Source organism: Brevundimonas sp. (assembly GCF_035561115.1).
GTDB lineage: Bacteria > Pseudomonadota > Alphaproteobacteria > Caulobacterales > Caulobacteraceae > Brevundimonas.
Genome location: NZ_DATMYH010000118.1, coordinates 16,049 through 36,199 on the forward strand (window position 1 = coordinate 16,049; position 20,151 = coordinate 36,199).

General features: G+C 69.1%; 20 protein-coding genes. 9 read left to right on the plus strand and 11 right to left on the minus strand.

Annotated features, from left to right (window positions below):
• Window positions 1-28 precede the first annotated feature (28 nt).
• From VN378_RS15955 to VN378_RS15965, 3 genes are all read right to left on the minus strand, one after another.
• Window positions 29-1,720, minus strand: coding sequence for a 2-oxo acid dehydrogenase subunit E2 (locus tag VN378_RS15955; protein WP_325744545.1), 1,692 nt, complete (start codon window positions 1,718-1,720; stop codon window positions 29-31).
• A 1-nt stretch (window position 1,721) separates the two neighbouring features.
• The gene (locus VN378_RS15960; RefSeq protein WP_349255510.1) at window positions 1,722-2,789 is read right to left on the minus strand and encodes an alpha-ketoacid dehydrogenase subunit beta; all 1,068 of its coding nucleotides are present in this window, start codon (window positions 2,787-2,789) and stop codon (window positions 1,722-1,724) included.
• A gap of 211 nt (window positions 2,790-3,000) precedes the next feature.
• Entirely contained in the window at window positions 3,001-4,236 is a 1,236-nt protein-coding gene (locus VN378_RS15965; RefSeq protein ID WP_325744547.1) for a thiamine pyrophosphate-dependent enzyme, read from the minus strand.
• A 144-nt stretch (window positions 4,237-4,380) separates the two neighbouring features.
• On the opposite strand from VN378_RS15965, the gene VN378_RS15970 reads away from it, so the two are divergent.
• Genes VN378_RS15970 through VN378_RS15980 form a run of 3 tightly spaced genes read left to right on the plus strand, consistent with a single transcriptional unit; the run spans window position 4,381 to window position 6,808 of the window.
• Window positions 4,381-4,869, plus strand: coding sequence for an Lrp/AsnC family transcriptional regulator (locus tag VN378_RS15970; protein WP_325744548.1), 489 nt, complete (start codon window positions 4,381-4,383; stop codon window positions 4,867-4,869).
• 23 nt (window positions 4,870-4,892) lie between these two features.
• Entirely contained in the window at window positions 4,893-5,873 is a 981-nt protein-coding gene (locus VN378_RS15975; protein ID WP_325744549.1) for a hypothetical protein, read from the plus strand.
• Window positions 5,870-6,808, plus strand: a complete 939-nt coding sequence (locus VN378_RS15980) for a pirin family protein (protein WP_325744550.1) — start codon at window positions 5,870-5,872, stop codon at window positions 6,806-6,808. Before VN378_RS15975 ends, VN378_RS15980 begins: the two co-directional genes overlap by 4 nt.
• 2 nt (window positions 6,809-6,810) lie before the next feature.
• On the opposite strand, the gene VN378_RS15985 is transcribed toward VN378_RS15980, so the two are convergent.
• A complete protein-coding gene (locus tag VN378_RS15985) occupies window positions 6,811-8,172 on the minus strand; it encodes an alpha/beta hydrolase family protein (protein WP_325744551.1) in 1,362 nt (453 codons plus the stop codon).
• Window positions 8,173-8,270: 98 nt separating this feature from the next.
• Between VN378_RS15985 and VN378_RS15990 the strand changes: the two genes are divergently transcribed.
• Entirely contained in the window at window positions 8,271-9,257 is a 987-nt protein-coding gene (locus VN378_RS15990; protein ID WP_325744552.1) for an LLM class flavin-dependent oxidoreductase, read from the plus strand.
• 166 nt (window positions 9,258-9,423) lie between these two features.
• Here the strand turns inward: VN378_RS15990 and VN378_RS15995 are convergent, their stop codons facing one another.
• From VN378_RS15995 to rpmH, 5 genes are all read right to left on the minus strand, one after another.
• Window positions 9,424-10,383: an alpha/beta hydrolase gene (locus tag VN378_RS15995; RefSeq protein ID WP_325744553.1), complete on the minus strand. Its 960-nt coding sequence runs from the start codon at window positions 10,381-10,383 to the stop codon at window positions 9,424-9,426.
• 83 nt (window positions 10,384-10,466) lie between these two features.
• A complete protein-coding gene (yihA, locus tag VN378_RS16000) occupies window positions 10,467-11,108 on the minus strand; it encodes a ribosome biogenesis GTP-binding protein YihA/YsxC (RefSeq protein WP_325744554.1) in 642 nt (213 codons plus the stop codon).
• 1 nt (window position 11,109) lies between these two features.
• Window positions 11,110-12,906: a membrane protein insertase YidC gene (yidC, locus tag VN378_RS16005; protein WP_325744555.1), complete on the minus strand. Its 1,797-nt coding sequence runs from the start codon at window positions 12,904-12,906 to the stop codon at window positions 11,110-11,112.
• Between the two features lie 5 nt (window positions 12,907-12,911).
• Window positions 12,912-13,313 carry a ribonuclease P protein component gene (gene rnpA / locus VN378_RS16010; RefSeq protein WP_325744556.1) on the minus strand — a complete coding sequence of 134 codons (402 nt, stop codon included), beginning with the start codon at window positions 13,311-13,313 and terminating at the stop codon, window positions 12,912-12,914.
• Between the two features lie 26 nt (window positions 13,314-13,339).
• Window positions 13,340-13,474, minus strand: coding sequence for a 50S ribosomal protein L34 (rpmH, locus tag VN378_RS16015; RefSeq protein WP_003164000.1), 135 nt, complete (start codon window positions 13,472-13,474; stop codon window positions 13,340-13,342).
• A gap of 119 nt (window positions 13,475-13,593) precedes the next feature.
• Between rpmH and VN378_RS16020 the strand changes: the two genes are divergently transcribed.
• The 5 genes from VN378_RS16020 to VN378_RS16040 all read left to right on the plus strand — a co-directional run bounded on the left by VN378_RS16020 (window position 13,594) and on the right by VN378_RS16040 (window position 18,056).
• A complete protein-coding gene (locus tag VN378_RS16020; RefSeq protein WP_325744557.1) occupies window positions 13,594-14,316 on the plus strand; it encodes a TVP38/TMEM64 family protein in 723 nt (240 codons plus the stop codon).
• A gap of 40 nt (window positions 14,317-14,356) precedes the next feature.
• Window positions 14,357-15,820: a HAMP domain-containing sensor histidine kinase gene (locus VN378_RS16025; RefSeq protein ID WP_325744558.1), complete on the plus strand. Its 1,464-nt coding sequence runs from the start codon at window positions 14,357-14,359 to the stop codon at window positions 15,818-15,820.
• A 104-nt stretch (window positions 15,821-15,924) separates the two neighbouring features.
• Window positions 15,925-16,404, plus strand: a complete 480-nt coding sequence (locus tag VN378_RS16030) for a hypothetical protein (protein WP_325744559.1) — start codon at window positions 15,925-15,927, stop codon at window positions 16,402-16,404.
• Between the two features lie 72 nt (window positions 16,405-16,476).
• Window positions 16,477-17,301: a cytochrome b/b6 domain-containing protein gene (locus tag VN378_RS16035; RefSeq protein ID WP_325744560.1), complete on the plus strand. Its 825-nt coding sequence runs from the start codon at window positions 16,477-16,479 to the stop codon at window positions 17,299-17,301.
• The gene (locus VN378_RS16040) at window positions 17,298-18,056 is read left to right on the plus strand and encodes a molybdopterin-dependent oxidoreductase (protein ID WP_325744561.1); all 759 of its coding nucleotides are present in this window, start codon (window positions 17,298-17,300) and stop codon (window positions 18,054-18,056) included. Before VN378_RS16035 ends, VN378_RS16040 begins: the two co-directional genes overlap by 4 nt.
• Here VN378_RS16040 and VN378_RS16045 read toward each other — a convergent pair.
• Both VN378_RS16045 and VN378_RS16050 read right to left on the minus strand, forming a co-directional pair.
• On the minus strand, window positions 18,053-19,132 hold the full coding sequence (locus VN378_RS16045; RefSeq protein WP_349255511.1) for an oxidoreductase: 1,080 nt from the start codon (window positions 19,130-19,132) through the stop codon (window positions 18,053-18,055). The genes VN378_RS16040 and VN378_RS16045 overlap by 4 nt on opposite strands.
• Entirely contained in the window at window positions 19,078-20,121 is a 1,044-nt protein-coding gene (locus VN378_RS16050; RefSeq protein WP_325744562.1) for a ribonucleotide-diphosphate reductase subunit beta, read from the minus strand. The genes VN378_RS16045 and VN378_RS16050 overlap by 55 nt, the downstream gene beginning before the upstream one ends.
• Window positions 20,122-20,151 lie beyond the last annotated feature (30 nt).

Genomic DNA, 20,151 nt, shown 5'->3' on the forward strand with positions numbered 1-20,151 from the left:
AGAACGACCGCGACCGACCTCATCACTCCTACCCCATCCACAGCGTCGCGGGGTGTTCCAGCAGGCCCTTGATGCGCTGGACGAACACGGCCGCGTCATGGCCGTCGACGATGCGGTGATCGAAGCTGGAGGACAGGTTCATCATCTTGCGCACGACCATCTGGCCGTCCTTGACCACCACGCGTTCGGCGATCTTGTTGGGGCCGACGATGGCGACCTCGGGGTGGTTGATGATCGGGGTGTGGATGACCCCGCCCAGCGTGCCCAGCGAGGTGATGGTGATGGTGGAGCCGGTCAGTTCGTCGCGTTTGGCCGAGCCGTCCTTGGCCGCGCCCGAGACGCGGGCGATCTCCAGCGCCGTGTCCCAGGGGTCGCGCGCCTCGGCGTGGCGGACCACCGGCACCATCAGGCCGTTCGGAGTCTGGGCGGCGATGCCGATGTGGACGGCGGCGTGGGTGGTCAGGACGCCGGCCTCGTCATCGTAGTGCGAGTTGATGGTCGGCTGGTCGCGCAGGGCCACGACCATGGCGCGGGCGATGAAGGGCAGGACGTTGAGTTTGGGCTGGTCCTTGGTCTTCCGCGCATTGAGATGGGCGCGGAGTTCCTCGAGGGCGGTGACGTCGATCTCCTCCACATAGGTGATGTGGGGGATGCGGCGGACGCTCTCGGCCATCTTCTCCGCGATCTTGCGGCGGACGCCGATGATGCGGGTTTCGGTGGTTCCCTCGTGGCGCTCGTAGGCGGAGGCGGTCGATGATCCGGACGCGGATGATCCGCGGCCGCCGGAAGCGACGTATGCGTCGAGGTCGCCGTGTTCGATGCGGCCGGCGGGGCCGGAGCCGGGGACGAACTGGAGCTCGATCCCGAGGTCGCGGGCGCGGTTGCGGACCGCGGGCGAGGCCAGCGGACGCTGACCGGCGGCGCGGGTGGTGAAGGCTTCGGCGAGGGGTTTTGTCGGGGCCGTCGTCGAAGTCTTCGAAGCCGTCTTCGGAATCTCTGGTTTCACAGCCGGAGGCGTATCCGAATTCTCCGCCGGTTTTGCGGGCGCCGCAGAGGCAGCGACGTTGCCCTTGCCCTCGACCTGGAAGCTGACCAGCGGGCCGCCGACGGCGATCTGCCGACCCGCGTCGCCGTGCAGGGCGACGACGGTTCCGGCGACGGGAGAGGTCAGTTCGACGGTGGCCTTGTCGGTCATCACGTCGGCGATGATCTGGTCCTCGGCGACCGTGTCGCCGACCTTGACGTGCCAGCCGACCAGCTCGGCCTCGGCCGTGCCCTCGCCCACGTCGGGGAGTTTGAAGACGTAGTTGCCGGCGGTCTGTGCGGGCGGCGACCCCTCCACCGCTTCGCGGTCCCCCTCCCCACTGCGTGGGGAGGAGACGGGGCCCGCGGCCGTCGTCGTCTGTCCCCCTGTCAGGGGGACCGAAGCCTGCGGAGCAGGGTTCGAGGGGGGTGGCGCCTCAGACGCGTTCCCCGCGCCCTCGACCTCGAACTCGACCAGCGGCGAACCCACCGCCAGTTGCTGACCAGGTTCGCCGTGAGCGGCGGTGACGCGACCGGCCACCGGCGAGGTCAGTTCGACCGTGGCCTTGTCGGTCATGATGTCGGCGATGATCTGGTCCTCGGCCACCAAGTCGCCGACCTTGACGTGCCAGCCGACCAGTTCGGCCTCGGCCGTGCCCTCGCCCACGTCGGGCAGTTTGAAGACGTAGCGGCCCATCTCAGCGCCCTCCGGCCATGACGGCCTTGAGGGCCGTGGCGACCCGTTCGGGTCCCGGGAAATATTCCCACTCGAAGGCGTGCGGATAGGGGGTGTCCCAGCCGGTCACGCGGGCGATCGGCGCCTCGAGGTGGTAGAAGCAGCGCTCCTGGACCAGGGCCGAGAGCTCGCCGCCGAAGCCCGAGGTTTTCGGCGCCTCGTGGACGATGACGCAGCGGCCGGTCTTCTTCACGCTGGCCTCGATGGTCTCGATGTCCAGCGGCACGAGCGTGCGCAGGTCGATGACCTCGGCATCGACGCCGGCGTGCTCGGCGCCCGCGAGGCTGACCCAGACCATGGTGCCGTAGCAGAGGATGGTGACGTCGGCGCCCTCGCGCATGATCCGCGCCTTGCCGATCGGTTCGACGTATTTGCCGGTCGGGACCTGGGCCAGTTCCTGGGCTTTCCAGGGCGAGACCGGCTTCTGGTGCCAGCCGTCGAAGGGGCCGTTGTAGAGGCGTTTGGGCTCGAAGAAGATGACCGGATCGTCGTCCTCGATGGCTGCGGTCAGCAGGCCCTTGGCGTCATAGGGGTTGGAGGGGATGACGACCTTGAGGCCGGCGATGTGGGTGAACAGGCTCTCGGGGCTCTGCGAGTGCGTCTGGCCGCCGAAGATGCCGCCGCCGTAGGGGCTGCGCACCACGATGGGCGAGGTGAACTGGCCGGCCGAGCGGTAGCGCAGCTTGGCGGCCTCGGAGACGATCTGGTCGTAGGCCGGATAGATGTAGTCGGCGAACTGGATCTCGACGACCGGACGCAGACCATAGGCGCCCATGCCGATGGCGGCGGCGACGATGCCGCATTCGCTGATCGGGGCGTCGAAGCTGCGGGTCAGGCCGTGCTTCTGCTGCAGCTGGTCGGTGACGCGGAAGACGCCGCCGAAATAGCCCGCGTCCTCGCCGAAGCTGAGGACGTTCGGATCCTCGGCCATCTTGACGTGCAGGGCCGAGTTCAGCGCCTGGATCATGTTCATCGGGGCGACGCCGTTGGACGGCGCCTCCGACTTCGGGGCGTGGTTCTGGTCGACCATGTCGGGCTCGACGCCGTCGGTGCGGTCGGATTCAGTGAAGGTGGTTTGCTCGGTCATCAAAATTCACCGCTCATCCCGGTGAAAGCCGGGACCCAGTTCTTTGGGTGATCAGTCTGGCGGAGGTCGCACACACGCCCATCCGACACGCCGTGCCTCACGAAAGCACTGGGTCCCGGCTTTCGCCGGGATGCACGGATGAGAGAAAACGCGCTCATACCCCCACCTCGCGGCGCTGTTCGACGAGGCGCCAGTCCTCTGTGGCGTAGACCTCCTCGAACATGGTCTTCACCGAGGGGCGCGACTGGCCGAGCGTGCCGATGGCCTCGGACTCCTTGCCGGCGGCGCGGACCTGTTCCACGGCCTCGGCCTCGGCGGCCGTCTGCTGCTCGTCGGACCATTCGCCGAGGGCGATCAGGTGCTGCTTCAGCCGGGCGACCGGGTCGCCGAGCGGCCATTTGTCGTGCTCGTCGGCCGGGCGGTAGCGGCTGGGGTCGTCCGAGGTCGAGTGCGGGGCGCCGCGGTAGGTGAACAGCTCGATCACCGTCGCGCCCTGGTTGGTGCGGGCCCGTTCCTCGGCCCATTGGGTCGCGGCCCAGACGGCGAGGAAGTCGTTGCCGTCGACGCGCAGGGCCGGCAGGCCGTAGCCGATGGCCTTGGAGGCGAAGGTGGTCTCCAGCCCGCCGGCGATGCCCTGGAAGGAGCTGATGGCCCACTGGTTGTTGACGATGTTGAGGATCACCGGGGCGCGGTAGACGGCCGCGAAGGTCAGGGCGTTGTGGAAGTCGCCCTCGGCGGTGGCGCCGTCGCCGATCCAGGTGATGGCGATCTTGTCGTCGCCCTTGTAGGCGCTGGCCATGGCCCAGCCGACGGCCTGCGGCACCTGGGTGCCGAGATTGCCGCTGATGGTGAAGAAGCCGTAGTCCCTGGCCGAATACATGATCGGCAGCTGGCGGCCTTTGATCGGGTCCGAGGCGTTGGAATAGATCTGGTTCATCATGGTCGCGAGCGGATAGCCGCGCGCGATCAGCAGGCCCTGCTGGCGGTAGGTGGGGAAGCCCATGTCCTCGCGGGACAGGATCATGCCCTGGGCCACGGCGATGGCCTCCTCCCCGGTGCATTTCATATAGAAGCTGGTCTTGCCCTGGCGGTGGGCGCGATGCATCCGGTCGTCGAAGGCGCGGGTCAGGATCATCGCCTTCAGACCGCGCCGCAGGGTGTCGGCGTCCAGCTTCGGATTCCACGGCCCGACAGCATGGCCGGCGTCGTCCAGCACGCGGATCAGCCGGAAGGCGTGGTCGCGCATCTCGAACGGGGCGGTCGAAACCCCAGGGCGATCCACGGCGCCGGCCGGGTCCAGCTTCAGATGGCTGAAGTCGGCGGGGTCGCCCGGCCGCCCCGAGGGCTCCGGCACGCGCAAAGACAAGGCTTGGCTATTGGGCTTCTTCATTCCGTCCTGCCGTCCGGTTGATCCGACCGCGTTTCCTGCAGCGCAATTAGCACGAGGCGTTTGGCAAGGCTCGCTCGATTTTGACCTTGCCTTAGCCGGTTTAGCGGTATTTTATTGCGCCATAACAAGATCAGGAGAAACGCCTTGGCTGACGATCTGGATCCCGTCGACGCCCGAATTCTGGACATCCTGCAGCAGGACGCCGGATTGTCGGTGGCCGAGGTGGCGGACCGCGTCGGCCTGTCCGCTTCGCCGTGCTGGCGTCGCATCAAGAGACTGGAGGATACGGGCTTCATCCGCAAGCGGGTGACCCTGCTGGACGCGACCAAGCTGGGCCTGGATTTCGAGGTCTACGCCATCGTCAAGCTGAGCCTGCCCTCGACCGAAAACCTCGACGTGTTCGAGGCCGCCGTGGCCGGCTGGCCCGAGGTGGTCCAGTGCGCCACCATCACCGGCCGGGAGGACTATGTGCTGCGCATCATCACCTCCGACATGCACGCCTTCGACCAGTTCCTGCGCAACAAGCTGCTGAGCCTGGGCATCGTCTCGGACTGCGAGAGCCATATCGTCACGCGCGGGGTGAAGAATGTGACCGCCCTGCCCCTTGGCATTGTGACCCCGCACGTCGGATAGTCGAGCCCGCAAGGAGGAACGGCATGGGGGGATGGGCGGCCGCTGCGGCAGGACTGGTTCTGGCGTTCGGCGCCGGGTCTGCCTGCGCGCAAACGCCGGAGATCGTTGTCACGACCCCGTCCGAGCCGTTGCTGATCGAGAGCGTGGCGCGAGGCGCGGACGGTCTGATCCTGTCCTCCATCCACAAGGCCCGGCTGGTGCGCGTCGGCGCTGACGGGGCCCTGACCCCGTTCGGCCCCGAGGGCCGACAGGCGATGTTCGGTCTCGCGGCCGATCCGGCCCGGGGCGTCCTGTGGGTCGCGTCATCGCCGTCGCCGGTCGACGAACGGGCCGACGGGCCGGCCGAACTGATCCAGATCGACGCGGCCACCGGCGCCGTGCGGGCCGCCTATGCCGCGGACGGGCTCGAACACGCCTATGGCGACGTCGCCGTCGGGCCCGACGGGACGGTCTTCGTCGCCGACTCGAAGGGGCGGCGGATTCTGGCGTTGCGGCCCGGCGCGGCGAATCCCGAGCCGCTCGCAGTCCTGTCCGGCCAGGGGTCTCCGCAAGGGATGGCGGTGTCGGCGGACGGCCGCTGGCTGGTGTTCGCCAACTATCGCAGCGGCCTGCATCGCATCGACCTGTCCGAGGGCTATGCGGCCCGCGACTTCGTCTCCGCGCCGCCGCCCGCCTTGCCGGGCCCCGAAGGCGCCGAGCTGCGCGGGATCGACGGACTGGCCCGGCACGGCGACCACATCATCGCCATCCAGAACGGCACCCGCACCCATCGCGTCCTGCGCCTGACGCTGAACGCCGACTGGTCCGCCGTGACGGCGCGGGACCCCCTGATCGAAGGCCCGCCGCTGGAAGAGCCGACCACCGGCTTCGTCGAGGGCGACGCCCTCGTGTTCGTCTCGCGCAGCCAGTGGACCGATTTCGGCCCCGACGGCCGCCCGACATCAGCCGCGCCGTCGCCGGCCGTCATCAGCCGCCTGTCCCTCACTCCGGAGACCCGACCATGATCGAGATGGTGATCGACGCCCGCCGCAAGGACCTGGGCGGGTTCGAGGTGGGGCGCGTCCTGCCGTTCCACGCCCGGCGCATGGTGGGGCCCTTCATCTTCCTGGACCAGATGGGGCCGGCCGAGTTCGCGCCGGGGGCCGAGGCGATCAATGTGCGACCGCATCCGCATATCGGCCTGTCGACCCTGACCTATCTGTTCGAGGGCGAGATCATGCACCGGGACAACACCGGCGCGACCCAGGCCATCCGCCCGGGGGAGGTCAACTGGATGACCGCCGGCAAGGGCATCGTCCATTCCGAGCGCACCGATCCGCTGAAGAAGAGCCAGGGCGGACCGATGCACGGCATGCAGGCCTGGATCGCCCTGCCGGAAGAGGCGGAGGAGACCGACCCGCGGTTCCATCACCATGGCGAAGCGGACCAGCCCGCCTATGAGAACGGCGGCCTGTTCGCGCGGCTGGTGGCGGGCGAGGCCTATGGCGCGAAGGCCGCCGTGCCGGTGTCGTCGCCGCTGTTCTACGTCCACTGGGAACTGGCCGAGGGGGTGCGCACGGCGCCGCCGCCGGGCAGGGGCGCGGGCGGCTATTCCGAGCGGGCGCTGTATGTGGCGAAGGGCGAGATCGAGGTCGGCGACCGCGTCTTCCACGAAGGCCAGATGATCGTGCTGGAGCCCACGGCCGAGCCGACCATCAAGGCGCTGAAGCCCTCGACGGTCATGGTGCTGGGCGGCGAGCCGGTCGGGCCGCGCATCATCTGGTGGAATTTCGTCCATTCGAAACAGGAGCGGATCGATCAGGCCAAGGCCGACTGGAAGGCCGGACGCATGGCCCTGCCCGGCGAGGACGACGTCGAGTTCATCCCCCTGCCCGATGTGCCCTCCACGCCGGAGCCGGCGCCGGCCGCAGTCAGGCCGGAGCCGACGCACCCGGTCTGAGGTCAGAGACCCGACCGGGCCGCAACCCAGTCGACGACCGTCCTGATCACCGACGGATCGAGCGTGGTTTCGATCTGCCCGTATTCCGCCATCAGACCGGTTTCGGCCGGCTGGAACAGGTGGTTCAGACCCGGCAGCACCACGACCTCGGCGTCCGGCTTGAGTCGCGTGATCGCCGGCCCGTTCTGGTCGGCCGGCACCTGCACATCCTTGCCGCCATAGACGGCCAGCAGGGGGACGCGGATCGTCCGGATCGATTCCGCCGGATCATGCACGATCATCCCCCGGTACCAGTCGCTGGCCATCACCGCCGCGGTCCGGGCGGCGTCCTGCGGCGGTCGGCCATTGGCGAGGAGCAGGGCCTCGACCTCGCGGCGGACGGCCTGCGGGTCCGCGGCGTTGTCGGCGACGGCGGCGACCGCGCGGCGCTGGAGGGCGTTGGTGCGCTCGACCTCCTGGGGAGGCATGCCCGCCGCCACGGCGATGCGCCGCTGCTGTTCCTGGATGATCTCGCCGCCTGAGACCGCGGGCCCGGCCAGCATGACCAGCCACGCCGCCTGTGCGCCGTCCTGCATGGCCAGGGGGGCGAAGGTGGCGCCCTCGCTGTGGCCGATCAGGCCGATGCGCGTCCGGTCCATGTCCGGCCGCGCCGCCAGCCAGTCGAAGGCGGCCTTCACGTCCGATGCGAAATCGTGCTGGGTGGCGGCGGCGAAGTTTCCGGTCGAGCCGGCGACTCCCCGGTCGTCATATCGCAGCACCGCCACCCCGCGACGGGTCAGGGCGTCCGCCCAGATGGCGAAGGACTTGTGCCCCTCGATGGTCTCGTCGCGGTCCTGCGGGCCGGTCCCGGTGACCAGGACGGCTGCGGGAAAGGGTCCGTCGCCCTCCGGCAGGGTCAAGGTTCCGGCCAGCCGCACGCCGGGCGCCGACGCATTGTCGATCACGACGTCCTCGCTGCGGTAGGGGAACGGCGGAGCGGGCGTCTGGGGACGGGAGACGAGGGGCGCCGTCGCCGCCGTGCGGGTCAGGACCAGCGGCAGGGTCGCGCCGCCCTGCGACAGGACGCCGGTCAAGGTCTGGCCGTCATCGGACCGCGTCCCCTCGAACTGGCCACGGATGACGGGGACGACGAAGCGAACGACGCCGCCCTCGATGGTCGGACGGTCCACGGCGATGTTCCGGGCGCCCTGGTCCGGGCTGTCCATGACCGCGTTCCCGCCGGCGTCGATGCGGAAGACGATGCGGATGGACTGGCCGCCGGCGCTGATCCGCCCCTCCCACACGCCCCCCAGATCGGGGGCCGCAGCGGCCTGTACGGGCGCAACGGCCATGACGGAGGCGGCCGCGAAAGTGAGAATGGTCATGTCGGTCCCCTGTTTGAGCGCCGACACTAGGGGGCGGGTGCGGGCTCGCCAACCGGGCGGGTCTTGAATCGCAACCCGCGAACCCGATCTAGCGGGACATGACCGCCTTCTCCGTTCTCGACCTGTCGCCCATCGTCGAGGGCGGCGACGCCCGCCGCGCCCTGCTGGAAACCACCGCCTTCGCCCAGGCCGCCGACAGGCTGGGATTCAAGCGGTTCTGGGTGGCCGAGCATCACAACATGCCGGGCATCGCCAGCGCTGCGACCGCCGTGGTGATCGGCCAGATCGCCGGGGCGACCGAACGCATCCGCGTCGGCTCGGGCGGGGTCATGCTGCCCAACCATCCGCCGCTGGTGATCGCCGAACAGTTCGGGACGCTGGAAGCGCTGTACCCCGGTCGCATCGACCTGGGCCTCGGCCGCGCGCCCGGAACCGACGGCGAGACGGCCCGGGCCCTGCGCCGCTATTTCGAGGCCGCCGACCAGTTTCCGCGCGACGTGATGGAGCTCCAGGCCTTCCTCGACGACCCGGTCGAGGGCCAGCGCGTGACGGCCTGGCCCGGCGCGGGCGCGAAGGTTCCGATCTGGTTGCTGGGCTCCAGCCTTTTCAGCGCCGAGCTGGCGGCGCATCTGGGCCTGCCCTTCGCCTTCGCCAGCCATTTCGCGCCCGAGCTGCTGATGCAGGCGCTGCAGATCTATCGCGCCGGCTTCCGGCCATCGAAGGCGCTGGACCAGCCCTATGCGATGGCCGCGATCAATGTGTTTGCGGCGGAGGACGACGCGGCGGCGGAGCGGCTGTCGACGTCGATGCAGCAGGCCTTCGCCGCGGTGGTTTCGGGCAAGCCCGGCAAGGTGAAGCCGCCGGTGGACGACATCACCGCCGTGCTGGACGCGCGTCAGATCGCGGCGGTGCAGAGCCGTCTGACATACGCCGCGATCGGAAGCCGCGAGACGGTGCGCACGAAGCTGGCCGCCTTCGTCAGCCAGACCGGCGTCGACGAGGTCATGGTCACGGGCATGGTGTTCGACATCGACGACCGCATCCGGAGCCTCGAGATCATGGCGGAAGCGGTGAAGGGCCTCTAGGCGACGCATCACATCGTGTCGTCATTCCGGGGCGCGCAGCGACCCCGGAACCCGGCGGCGCGCGAGAGCGCGAACCTGTCGGGAGCACGACTGCGTCGAGCATCGCCTTCGCTGCGCTTCGGCGCCGCTGGACGGCCTTCGCCGGGATGACGACAGAGAGAAGCGCCTAGAGCCCTTTCAGAAATTCCAGCAGCAGCCTGTTAACCTCGTCGGGCCGCTCCTGCTGGATCCAGTGGCCCGCGCCCGGGATCACCACCTGCATCCGCAGATCGGTCGCCCACTCCTTGAGACCCGCCTCGTGCGGACCGGCGTAGTGACGCACCGGATCGCGCTCTCCGACCACGAAGGCCGCGGGCGTGCGGATGCGGGCGTCCTGCAGATGCGCAGTCAGCGACCAGTTGCGATCGAGGTTGCGGTACCAATCGACCGGCCCCTTGAAGCCGCCGGCCGAGAAGGCGGCCACGTACTCCTTGAAATGCGCCTCGCTCATCCATGGCGGCAGGGTCGCGTCGTCGGGGACGGTCGAGATGAGGCTCTGGCCCTCGGGGATGAAACCGGTGGACTGGCGGCCGTCGGGCGTCGCGCCGTCGTAGGCGTAGAACATCTTGCGCAGGGCCGCGGCCGGGTCGGCGTCGAAGAGGGCGTGGGCGTCGGCGGCCTGGAAGCGGCTGATGTAGAGATCGCCCAGGCCGAGGCGTTTCGAGATCGCCGCCATGGCCGCCGTCGGCGGGCCTTTGGGCCGGCGGGGCTGGAAGGGCACCGACAGGCCGAAGACGGCGCGGAACAGGTCGGGCCGGGTCAGGGCGCAGTGCCAGGCGACGGGCGCGCCCCAGTCGTGGCCGACGACGACGCACGATGTCTGGCCCAGCGCCCGGACCAGATCGACCATGTCGCCGACCAGGTGGAGGATGGAATAGTCCGCGGCGTCGCCCGGCTTGTCAGTCCCGCCATAGCCGCGCATGTCCGGGGCGACGGCGTGGAAGCCGGCGTCGGCGAGCGCCTGCACCTGCGCGCGCCAGCTGACGCCGAGCTCCGGGAAGCCGTGGAGCAGCAGGACGAGGGGACCGGAGCCGGCCTCGAGAATCTGCTGGGTCAGGCCGTCGGTCTGGATGTGGCGGGTTTGCATCCGGCCACCCGACCACCCGGAGACCGATCGGGCAAGCGTCTCCTCCCTGTTGCGAAGCAATGGGGAGGAGGGAGGAGACGGAGCTAGAGCGTCACGCCGGTCGTGCGCATGATCTCGGCGCGGAGCTCGGGCATGCCGTCGCCCTTTTCCGCCGAGGTGACGATGACCGCCGGGTAGGCGGCGCCGCGCTTGGACACGGCCTTCAGGGTCGCGGCCTGGACCTTCTCGGCCTCGCCCTTCTTGAGCTTGTCGGCCTTGGTCAGGATGATCTGGTAGCTGACCGCGGCCAGATCGAGGGCGTCGAGGGCCTCGTCGTCGACCTTCTTGAGGCCGTGGCGGGCGTCGATCAGCAGATAGACCCGCTTCAGCGTCACCCGGCCGCGCAGATAGTCCCGGCCCAGATCCTGGAATTTCTTCACCGTCGATTTCGAGGCCTTGGCCCAGCCGTAGCCGGGCAGGTCGACCAGCCGCATCCTGCCGTCGAGGTCGAAGAAATTGACCTCGCGCGTCCGGCCCGGCTCGTTCGAGGCCCGGGCCAGCTTGTGCATGCCGACCAGGCCGTTGATCAGGCTGGACTTGCCGACGTTCGACCGGCCCGCGAAGGCGACCTCGGGCAGGTCGGGATCGGGCAGCTGTTCGATCTTGGCGCACCCCATGACGAAGGTCGCGGGGCGCGCGAACAGGATGCGCCCCTGCTCCAGTTCTTCCGGGGTGAACTCGTCCAACTCAGGCCTTCGCCTTCTTCAGCCGGTCGATGAAGGTGTCGATCGGATTCTCGGACTTCAGCCGGTGCATGATCACATACTGCTGGATGATGGTCAGGATGTTGGACCACGCCCAGTAGATCAGCAGGCCGGCCGGGAAGGTGGCCATGATGAAGGTGAAGACGATCGGCATGAACTGGAAGATGCGGCGCTGCATCGGGTCCGGCGCCGGCGGGCTCATCGCCATCTGCAGCCACATGGTCAGGCCGTAGAAGATGGCCAGGATGCTGAGGGCGAAGGTGCCGGTCAGATAGCCGCCGATCAGCGGGGCCGACGACGGATCCCACGGGAGCAGGCCGAACAGGTTCCAGATCGTCGAGGGGTCGGGCGCGGAGAGGTCGCGGATCCAGCCGAAGAAGGGCGCGTGCCGCATCTCGATGGTCACGAACAGCATCTTGTAGACGGCGTAGAAGACCGGAATTTGCAGCAGCAGGGGCAGACAGCCCGCCAGCGGATTGATCTTCTCCTTCTGATACAGCGCCATCAGCTCCTTCTGCTGGGCGGCCGGATCGTCGGGGTGCTTCTTCTTCAGCTCCTCCATCTTGGGCTGGAGCGTCCGCATCCTCGACATGCTCTCGTAGCTCTTGTTGGCCAGCGGGAACATGATGAGACGCACGGTCAGGGTCAGGCCGAGGATGGCCAGGCCGAAGTTTCCGAACCAGCCGTAGAACAGCTCGACCAGCAGGAAGATCGGCCGCGTCAGGAAGAACAGGAAGCCCCAGTCGATCGCATAGATGAAGCGCGGAAGGTTCAGGTCCTTCTCATAGGCGGCCAGGATCTCGTTGCGCTTGGCGCCGGCGAACAGGCGCTGGGTTTCGCTGACCTGGCGGCCCGGGGCGATGGTGCGGGCCTCGCCCAGCATGGTGGCGGAGTGGATGTCGGCGTGGGCGGCGTCGGTGACGCGGAAGGCGGCCTGGATGTGTTCGTCCTGCTGCGGGATCAGGGCGGCGAGCCAGTATTTGTCGGTGATGCCGATCCAGCCCCCGGTGGAGGCGTGCTCCTGCACCGGCTTCTTGGCCCAGGCTTTGTATTTGAGCTGTTCGGTCGTGTACTTTCCGTCGGCGCCGAAGGTGCCGATGCCGCCTTCGTGCAGGATCTGCGTCTTGCCCAGGGCGTCAGGCACGCCTTGCCGCTCGACCCGCCCCCAGGGCGCGATGGTGATCGGCTGGGCGCTGAAATTGGCGACGGTGTCCGTGACGGTGAACAGATACTGGTCGTCGATGGCGATGCGGCGGGTGAAACGCAGGCCCGCGCCGTTGTCCCACGTCAGGGTGACGGGCGTGGCCGGCGTCAGGGTCGCGCCTTCGGTCAGACGCCACGGCGTCTGCGGGCCGGGCACGCCGCCGGGGACATTGGGGCCGTTCCAGCCGAACTGGGCCTGATAGGCGTGGCGCATGCCTTCGGGACGGAACAGTTCGACGGCGGGCGAGCCCTTCTCGATCGTCTCCTGGTACCGGGTCAGGAACAGGTCGTCGATCCGCGCGCCGCGCAGCGACAGCGAACCCGTGACCGTCCCGGTCTGGATGGGCACGCGGGCCCCGCCGCGCCCGAGAGCGACGGTGCGATCGTCGGTGAAGACGGCGGCGTTGGGCGACGGAGACGTGATCGGCGCGTCGGTCGTCTGCTCGGCGGCGGCCTGTTGGGCGGCCTTCCGGCGCTCGGCCTGCGGCTGCATCACGAAATAGCTGTAGGCCATCAGCATGATGGCCGCGATCACGACGAAGATGATCGTGTTTCGGCTGTTGTCTTGAGGAGGCATGGAGATCAGGAATCCTGGCCGGCGGTTGCGGGCGTCGTGGGCGCAGTCTTGGGCGCCGGCCGCGGGGTCGCGAGCCTTGTAAGCGCCGATTTCACATCGTCAAGCAAACGGTCCCAGGGACGGTCGGCCGTGCCCGCGCGGGCGATGAAGACATAGTCGCTGCCGGGGAGCGCCAACAGGGGGGCCATGGCCCGGGCCGCCTCCCTGAGGCGGCGCTTGGCGCGGTTGCGGATGACGGCGTTGCCGACCTTGCGCGTGGCGGTGAAGCCCAGCCGCACCACGGCCTCGCCGTCGCCGCGCTCCAGCCGCTGCACGACCACGGCGCCGCGAGCCTCTGAAACGCCCTTCGCGGCCGCCAGGAACTGGGGCCGCGAAGTCAGGCGTTCGATTTTGAACAGTTCGGCCATGCGCCCGAGCACAGGCGCCGGACGACTTAGGCCGTCAGGCGCTTGCGGCCCTTGGCGCGACGCCGCGCAACGATCTTCTGTCCGTTCTTGGTGGCCATCCGCGAACGGAAGCCGTGACGGCGCTTGCGCACGAGTCGCGACGGCTGATAGGTCCGCTTCACGTTCGGCTCCTGGGACTGAATACAGAGGGGCGACGGAAAGACGTCCGTCGCGGGAAGGGCGGGCGTATAAGCGGCAGGGCCTGAACTGTCAACGCCAACGGCCCTCCGGCGGAGAGAGAATGAACCGGTTCAAACGCTTCGCGCCTCTGATCGTACTGGCCGGCGTCATCGTCCTGATCTTCGCCATGGGCTGGAACCGCTATCTGTCGCTCGACACGATAAGGACCCACGGGGCCGGGTTCCACGCCTTCAAGGACGCCAACTATATCCTGTGCCTGCTGATCCTGATGGCGGTGTTCGCCGTGTTGACGGCCAGCGTGGTGCCGGGCGTCTTCTTCGTCACCATCACCGCCGGCTATCTGTTCGGCCCCTGGGTCGGGGGGATTTCGACCTCGATCGCCGCCACCGTCGGCGCCCTGATCGTCTATGCCGTCGCCCGGTCGGCGCTGGGCGAGGCGCTGCGAAGGAAGGCCGAACGCGACAGGGGCCTGATGCAGAAGGTCTGCGACGCCATCGACCGGGACACCTTCTGGTACGTCCTGGCCTCGCGCCTGGCGGTCGTGGTGCCGTTCCACATGATCAATATCGCCGCCGGGATCATGGCCGTGCGGCTGACGCCCTATACGATCGCCACGGTGATCGGCCTGCTGCCCGCCCACATCATCTATTGCTGGATCGGGGCGCGGCTGAACGAACTCCTGAGGACCAACCCGAACCCGGACTTCCAGGCCCTGTTCGGCCAGTTCTGGGCCCCGATGGCGGGCGTCTTCGTGCTGGCGGTGGTTCTGCCGTTCGGCCTGAAAGGACTGCAGAGGGCGCTCGGCCGCAAGGTTCCCGCATGAACGGCGCAGCTTTTGGCCCGAGCTTTGCGTTAAGCGGCGCATGAACCGCTTCCGGCCCCTGCTGAGCGACGTCCGGCGTGCCCTGCGCGTGCCCGCCGACTGGCGCGAGCGGCTCAACTTCCACGCCCCTGACGCCCTGGCCTGGCGGCTGCTGCTGCTGACCTTCCTCTTCACGGTGGTGGTCGAGATCCTGATCATCGCGCCCAGCGCCGCCAGCTTCCATGAGCGGTGGCTGCTGGACCGGCTGCAGTCGGCCGAACTGGCCTCTGTCGGGGTCGAGGCCCTGCCCTATTCGGCGGTCGAGGACGAGACGGCGGAACAGCTGCTGGCCATCGGGGGGGTTCAGGCCGTGGTCGTCGGCGACCAGGGCGTGCGCCGGCTGCTGCTGCAGGCCCCGAATCTGCCGCGCACGCCCGACCTGATCGATCTGCGGCAGCGGCGGCCGATCGCCCGCACCATCGACCCTTGGCGCACCCTGTTCGGCCACCCCGACCGGTCGATCCGGGTTCAGGCGCGGCCCCGCTACCGCTCGGGCGACTTCATCGAGATCCTGGCGCCCGCCCAGCCCCTGAAACAGGAACTGCGGGCCTTTCTGCTGAACAGCCTGCTGATGTCGCTGCTGATCTCGCTGGTCGCGGGGGGCCTGCTGTACGGCGGCCTGGCCTTCCTGGTGCTTCAACCCCTGCGGCGGGTCACCCGTTCGATCGAGCATTTCGCCCTCGACCCCGAGGCCGAGGGGGACCCGCCCAGCGATCGCCACGACGAGATCGGCCGCGTCGAGCGCGAACTGGCCCGGATGCAGGAGGAAGTCCGCGTCTCCCTGCGCTCCCGCGCCCGACTGGTGGCGCTGGGCGAGGCGGTGGCCAAGATCAACCACGACCTGCGCAACATGCTGACCTCTGCGCAGCTTGCATCTGAACGATTGGCGGATTCCCCCGATCCGGAGGTGGCGAAGGTCCTGCCCCGGCTGGAGCGCGCCCTGGGCCGCGCCGCGGCCCTGTCCCGCAATGTGCTGGAGTACGGCAAGAGCGAGGAGCCGCCGCCGCAACGGGTCCGTATCGCCCTGGCCCCCGCCATCGCCGCCGCCGCCGAAGATGCGGGCCTGACCTCCGAGGGCGTGCGTCTGGCGAGAACCGTGCCCGCCCGGTTCGGCGTCCACGCCGACCCCGACCAGCTGCATCGCATCCTCGTCAATCTGATGCGCAACGCCCGCCAGGCCATCGAGGGCGACGCCACCCGCCGCACCGGCCGCAAGGGCGTGGTTCGGGTCACCGCCTCGAGCGACGACGGCGACTGCGTCATCCGCATCGCAGACGATGGCCCGGGAATCCCGCCGCGCCTGTCCGAAAGCCTGTTCGAGCCCTTTGTCAGCGGCCGCGCGTCGGACGGGGCCGGTCTGGGTCTGGCCATTTCGCGTGAGCTGGCGGCCAGCCATGGCGGCGAACTGACGCTGGTGGAGACCGGACCGGACGGCACCACCTTCGAACTGCGCCTGCCGCACTGATCCGGCGACGCGGCGCCAAATAGCGCGACCGGCGTTATCTGTGGCGGACCGCCGCGAAACCGCCCAGCTTCACGGCAACGCTTCATCGCCTGAAGGAGGCTTACATGATCCGCTTCACACTCGCCGCCGGCGCCGCGCTTCTGCTGGCCGCCGCCCCCGTGCTGGCCCAGACCACCGCCCCGCAGGCGACCACCTCGGCCAAGGTGCAGTCCGCCAGCGTCACGCCCGGCTCCGAGGAATGGCTGCGGCAGCGGGGCGAAAGCTACCATCAGGCTTCGGATGCGGAACAGAACCCGGCCGAGGTCGCCGAGACGATCCGGCTGAACGCCGAGATCGCCGCCCGCAACGCCGCCGCCGAACGGGCCGAGGCCGAGGGCGCCGCGGCCTTCGAGCGGCAGAGCGCGCAGTGGCGCGAGGAGACCGCCCGGCTGGAGACCCGGCGCGCGCAGTATGAGGCGGACCTCGCGGCCGCCAACGCGGCCCGCGCGGCCTATGAGCGCGAGCGCGCCGCCTGGGAGGCCGAGGTCGCCGCCTGCGAGCGGGCGCGCCGCGTCTGCGTCACCACCCCGCCCGCAAAATACTGACGTCGGACGGTGACCTTTCGGCCCGCTTCGTCGTAGCTTGGGTCCGGGCGCGGCCCATGCGCCGGAGGGATCATGACCGACACCGCCGCGGACCCGTCTCCGGTCGATGCTGAGGCCCGCCCCGCGAGGCGTCCCGACCGTCCGCTGACAGGCGGCCGGACAGACACATGGCGCCACCCCCCGCTGGTGCGGATCAGCCACTGGCTGAACGCGGTCGCCGTGGTGGTGCTGATCATGAGCGGGCTGAACATCCTGCTGGCCCACCCGCATCTGTACTGGGGCGTGCGCTCGACCTTCGCCGACCCGTGGGTCAGCATCCCGCCGCTGCCGGACTGGGCGCTGGTCCCGCAGGGCCGCAACCTCGCCGAGGCGCGCAATTATCACTTCCTGTTCGCTTGGATCTTCGTGGCCAACGGTCTGGTCTATCTGGCGTACGGTTTTCTGACCGGGCGCTTCGGCCGCCGCATCTGGCCCACCGGGCGGGAGCTGAAAGGGCTGGGAGCCTCCGTGGCCGAGCACGCCCGCTTCCACTTCCCCGCCGACGATCAGGCCCGGGTCTACAATGTGATCCAGAAGCTGACCTATGCGGCGATGATCCTGATCGTCCTGCCCATGATGCTGATCACCGGCCTGTCGATGTCGCCCGGGTTCAATGCCGTGGGCGGGGTGCTGCTGGAGATCATGGGAGGGCGGCAGTCGGCGCGGACCCTCCACTTCATCTCGGCCGGCCTGATCGTCGGCTTCATCGTCGTCCACGTCGGTCTGGTGATCTGGACCGGACCGTTCAACAATATGCGGTCGATGATCACGGGCTGGTTCGTGATCCAGCCGCCGGGCTCGACCGCCGGGCCGAAGCTCGGGCGCAGACGATCGACCGACGAGGGGGACGTCCCATGAACCGCCGCCGCTGGCTGACCGGCGCCGTCGCCACCGCCGCGACCGCCCTGTTGTCCGCCTGCAATCAGGCCGGGACCAGCCTGGCCGAACAGGCCCGGCGCATGGGCGAGGGCCTGACCCGCCGCGCCCAGCGCCTGCTGATCCCGCGCGACGCCCTGGCCCCGACCTACAGCCGGGCGGAGATATCGCCGGACTTCCGGGCCAATGGCTCGATCGACCCGGCGGCGGCGGACTATGTGGCGCTGAAGGCCGGCGGGTTCGCCGACTATCGGCTGATCATCGACGGTCTGGTGGAGCGGCCGCTGTCGCTGGGCCTAGCCGATCTGCGCGCCCGCCCGGCGCAGTCCCAGATCACCAAGCACGACTGCGTCGAGGGCTGGACCTCGATCGCCGAATGGACCGGCGTGCGGCTGGAGACCCTGCTGGACGAGGCGGGGCTGAAGCCCGGGGTCCGCTACATCGTCTTCCACTGTTTCGACGCCCTGGATCAGCGCGAGGACGGCGAGCGGTACTATGAGAGCATCGATCTGGTCGACGCCCGGCACCCGCAGACCATCCTGGCCTGGGCCATGAACGGCGAGACCCTGCCCGTCCCGCATGGGGCGCCCCTGCGGCTGAGGGTCGAGCGGCAGATCGGCTACAAGCACGCCAAATACATCCGGCGCATCGAGGCGGTCGCCAGCTTCGCCCATATCGGAGACGGCAAGGGCGGCTACTGGGAAGACGGCGGCTATGAGTGGTTCGCGGGCATCTAGGCCAGACGGACCTCGACCCGAAGCCGGGCGCTCTCCAGACAGGCCTCCAGCACCTCCATGACCGCCAGACCTTCGGCGGCGGTGACCGGCGGCGGGCTGCCGGCGCGCAGGGCGCGGGCGACGCCGTCATAATAGGCCCGGTAGTCGCCCGGGGGGCCGGGCGCCGGCATGCGATCGCCGCCGGCGCCGTCGACCCGTACGGCGGGCCGGGGATCGACGCCCCAGCCCGGCCCCCCGACCGGCAGACCGGCTTTCAGCTGGTCCTCCTGGACGTCGAGGCCGGATTTCAGCCAGGCCGCCCTTTCGCCCTGGACGACGAAGCGGACGTCATGGGCGGGGCTGACCATGTCGGCGTGCAGGATCACGCGCAGGCCGTCGTAGCGCAGCACGGCGTGGGCGTAATCCACCGCCTGTCCGCCCGGACGCAGGACGGCGAGATCGCAGCTCACCCCGAGGGGACGGCCGAACAGGACCAGGGCCTGATCGATCAGATGGGGTCCGAGATCATACCAGAGGCCGCCGCCGGGCTCGTCGCGTTCCCGCCAGCGGTCCCGGACCTCGGGGCGATAGCGGTCGAACCGGCTTTCGAAGGAGACGATCCGGCCCAGCCGTCCCGCGGCGATGTCCGCCTGCAGGGCCAGGAAGTCGGCGTCCCAGCGGCGGTTGTGGAACACCGACAGCAGCAGGCCCCGGGCCTCCGCAAGGGCGATGAGCGCCCTCGCCTCGGCCGTGGTCAGGGTGAAGGGCTTGTCGACCACCACGGCCTTGCCGGCCTCGAGCGCGGCGCGGGCCTGGGGAGCGTGCAGGGCGTTGGGCGTGGCCAGGACGACGAGGTCGACCGCAGGGTCGGCCAGGGCCTCGTCCAGGGTCGCGACGGTGTTCAGGCCCGGCGCGTCCCCGGGCCGGCGGGTGACCACCGTCCGCAGGTCCAGTGCGGCGCAGGCGCCGATCAGCGGCGCGTGGAAGGTCCGCCCGGCGTAGCCGTGGCCGACGAGGGCGACCCCGACGGGGCCGGAGGGGTTCAGGCCTCCGCCCCTTCCTTCCGCTTCTTCATCATGGCGTCGAAACTGCCCCAGACGCCCTCGGCCCCGTGCCAGGCGCCGGTGGTGGCGGCCTTGGAGTATTCGGTGGCGCGGGCCTCGAAGAAGTTGGCGTGCTCGACGCCCGACAGCAGGGACTGCAGCCACGGCAGCGGGTTTTCCTTGACGCCATAGACTTCCGGCAGGTGCAGCTGGCGCAGGCGCCAGTCGGCGATGAAGCGGATGTACTGTTTGATGTCGTCCGGCGTCATGCCGTTCACCGGGCCCATCTCGAAGGCCAGGTCGATGAAGCGGTCCTCCATCTCGACCACCGTCTTGCAGCAGTCGACGATGTCGTTGGCGACCTGGGGCGTGACCGCCCCCGTCTCCTTGTTGAAGGCGTGGTACAGCTTGATGATGCCCTCGCAGTGCAGGCTCTCGTCGCGGACCGACCAGCTGACGATCTGGCCCATGCCCTTCATCTTGTTCTGGCGCGGGAAATTCATCAGCATGGCGAACGAGGCGAACAGCTGCAGCCCTTCGGAGAAGCCGCCGAACATGGCCAGGGTCCGGGCGATGTCGCCGTTGGTCTCGACCCCGAACTTGCCCATGAAGTCATGCTTGTCGCGCATGGCCTCGTATTCCATGAAGGCGCCGAACTCGCTCTCGGGCATGCCGATGGTCTCGAGCAGCAGGGCGTAGGCGGCGATGTGGATGGTCTCCATGTTGGCGAAGGACGCCAGCATCATCTTGACCTCGGTCGGTTTGAACACCCGACCGTATTTTTCCATGTAGTTGTCCTGGACCTCGATGTCCGCCTGGGTGAAGAAGCGGAAGATCTGGGTCAGCAGATTGCGCTCGCTGTCGGTCAGATTGACCGCCCAGTCCTTCATGTCCTCGCCCAGCGGCACCTCTTCGGGCATCCAGTGGACCTGCTGCTGCTTCTTCCACATGTCGAAGGCCCACGGATAGCGGAACGGCTTGTAGGCCGCCGACGGGGTCAGCAGGCCGGGGCCGGTGGGGGTGATCGAGACGTGCGCGTTCATCGGTACTGGGCTCTGTCGGCGAATCCGAGG

Coding starts and splice junctions, on each gene's coding strand:
- VN378_RS15955 (WP_325744545.1), bottom strand. CDS start 1,720: ATGGGCCGCTACGTCTTCAAACTGCCCGACGTGGGCGAGGGCACGGCC.
- VN378_RS15960 (WP_349255510.1), bottom strand. CDS start 2,789: ATGGTCGACCAGAACCACGCCCCGAAGTCGGAGGCGCCGTCCAACGGC.
- VN378_RS15965 (WP_325744547.1), bottom strand. CDS start 4,236: ATGAAGAAGCCCAATAGCCAAGCCTTGTCTTTGCGCGTGCCGGAGCCC.
- VN378_RS15975 (WP_325744549.1), top strand. CDS start 4,893: ATGGGGGGATGGGCGGCCGCTGCGGCAGGACTGGTTCTGGCGTTCGGC.
- VN378_RS15980 (WP_325744550.1), top strand. CDS start 5,870: ATGATCGAGATGGTGATCGACGCCCGCCGCAAGGACCTGGGCGGGTTC.
- VN378_RS15985 (WP_325744551.1), bottom strand. CDS start 8,172: ATGACCATTCTCACTTTCGCGGCCGCCTCCGTCATGGCCGTTGCGCCC.
- VN378_RS15990 (WP_325744552.1), top strand. CDS start 8,271: ATGACCGCCTTCTCCGTTCTCGACCTGTCGCCCATCGTCGAGGGCGGC.
- VN378_RS15995 (WP_325744553.1), bottom strand. CDS start 10,383: ATGCAAACCCGCCACATCCAGACCGACGGCCTGACCCAGCAGATTCTC.
- yidC (WP_325744555.1), bottom strand. CDS start 12,906: ATGCCTCCTCAAGACAACAGCCGAAACACGATCATCTTCGTCGTGATC.
- rnpA (WP_325744556.1), bottom strand. CDS start 13,313: ATGGCCGAACTGTTCAAAATCGAACGCCTGACTTCGCGGCCCCAGTTC.
- VN378_RS16020 (WP_325744557.1), top strand. CDS start 13,594: ATGAACCGGTTCAAACGCTTCGCGCCTCTGATCGTACTGGCCGGCGTC.
- VN378_RS16025 (WP_325744558.1), top strand. CDS start 14,357: ATGAACCGCTTCCGGCCCCTGCTGAGCGACGTCCGGCGTGCCCTGCGC.
- VN378_RS16030 (WP_325744559.1), top strand. CDS start 15,925: ATGATCCGCTTCACACTCGCCGCCGGCGCCGCGCTTCTGCTGGCCGCC.
- VN378_RS16035 (WP_325744560.1), top strand. CDS start 16,477: ATGACCGACACCGCCGCGGACCCGTCTCCGGTCGATGCTGAGGCCCGC.
- VN378_RS16040 (WP_325744561.1), top strand. CDS start 17,298: ATGAACCGCCGCCGCTGGCTGACCGGCGCCGTCGCCACCGCCGCGACC.
- VN378_RS16050 (WP_325744562.1), bottom strand. CDS start 20,121: ATGAACGCGCACGTCTCGATCACCCCCACCGGCCCCGGCCTGCTGACC.